General features: G+C 29.4%; 1 protein-coding gene. It reads right to left on the reverse strand.

Annotated features, from left to right (window positions below; genetic code table 11):
• Positions 1–263: 263 nt before the first annotated feature.
• The gene (locus A2U94_RS20060) at positions 264–515 is read right to left on the reverse strand and encodes a SunI/YnzG family protein (RefSeq protein ID WP_025910967.1); all 252 of its coding nucleotides are present in this window, start codon (positions 513–515) and stop codon (positions 264–266) included.
• Positions 516–1,510 lie beyond the last annotated feature (995 nt).

The raw sequence follows: 1,510 nt of genomic DNA on the forward strand, positions 1-1,510 counted from the left end.
CAGTTCAAGGACGTACTTACAAATTAGTCGCTTACTCAAAGCGGCACCATGGAAATCCGCTCATTTATGGCTACGAAAAATCGTAGGGAAAACCGTGCCCTAAAGAATTTCACAGGTCTGTTGCACTCGTCAAAGGTTATAGTAAAAAAATGGATGTTAACTACCTCTATTCAAATGTCTTTGTTTTTCTTCTCATGAGTAAAAACAAGAAAGCAGAAAATTCAGTCAAAATTTATGCAACACTAGTGAAATGTTATAAATAATTAAGAATTTAATTGTTTTAAAATAGCACTTTTATTAGTACTAAATAATATGTAATCTTGCTTTGTAGTTCTAATAAGGATTCGATCAGTCGTAGCATAAGGTGTTCCTATTCTAATTGCTTCCGCCTTTTTTCCACCATATGTTTCATCCTCTGTAACTTCAATGATTTCATCTAAAGGAATCTCTATAGTAGATAACTGCCATTTTATAATTAACTTCCCATTATCTTTCTTCACTTTAATCCCCAACATATTAACAAACCCCTTCTTATATAGTGTGTGAATTTAATAAATGTTCTTTGTTTGATCTGATATTCATTATATTAAATTTAAAACCTTCCAAAACAGGAAAACATTTAAGCGTTTCCAATTTGATTATAAGCCTTAAAAGGTTTTTATTTTTATGTTTAATTATAACATTAAATCCATAATAATGTAAAATTTATGTAATTATATGGTAGTAAAAATGTATCATTTATTACAACCTTACAAAATACTAATTTATGTAAAAATGAACCATATTATATACTAAAGGACTATTTTTATTGAATTTTATGGTTATAAACCGTTTTCATATATTCGTTTTTTTCAAAAAAAGGATTTTATTTAAACTTTAGAACCACTTTCAATAATATGGGATATTAGTTATAATAACCCATATTATTGAAGCGAAAATGTAAAATTACGTTGAGCAAAAATTGTCAATTATATTCTAGCGTTTACAATTACGTCTTCTTCAGATAAATTGAGAGTCTTTCCGTTATAATTATAATCTCTTCTAAACTTTTCATCTGTTCTTCCTAACCTATGAATTATTAAATGACGCATATCATGGATTTTAATTACGTCTTTAAGATTATAATTTACAGAATCGATAGAGGTGTTAAAATTTTGAAAATCTATATTGAAGGTTTTCTTATAATACTTTCTAACCTCATTAAATCCTTGACGATGAAGGTTCCCTATTTTATCATCGATAAATTTTTTTTCTAATTCCCACCACTAACGTCGCATAAATATTGACTGAATTTTCTGTTTTCTTATTTTTCCGTTTGAGAAGAAAAATGAAGACACGTGAACAGAGGTAGTAATCATCCATTTTTTCACTATAACCTTTGGCGAGGGCGACAGAGACGGTTAAACCTTTACGGGACAGCTCTTCCTGCTATTTTTCGAATCCAAATGTGTGCGGATTTCCACGGTGCTGCTTTTAACAACCGACTAATTTGTAAGTACGTCCGTGAACT

Source organism: Bacillus sp. VT 712 (genome assembly GCF_001614195.1).
Taxonomy (GTDB): domain Bacteria; phylum Bacillota; class Bacilli; order Bacillales; family Bacillaceae_H; genus Priestia; species Priestia flexa.

Excerpts from the sequence above, each read along its gene's own strand:
- A2U94_RS20060 (WP_025910967.1), bottom strand. The coding sequence starts at position 515 with ATGTTGGGGATTAAAGTGAAGAAAGATAATGGGAAGTTAATTATAAAA.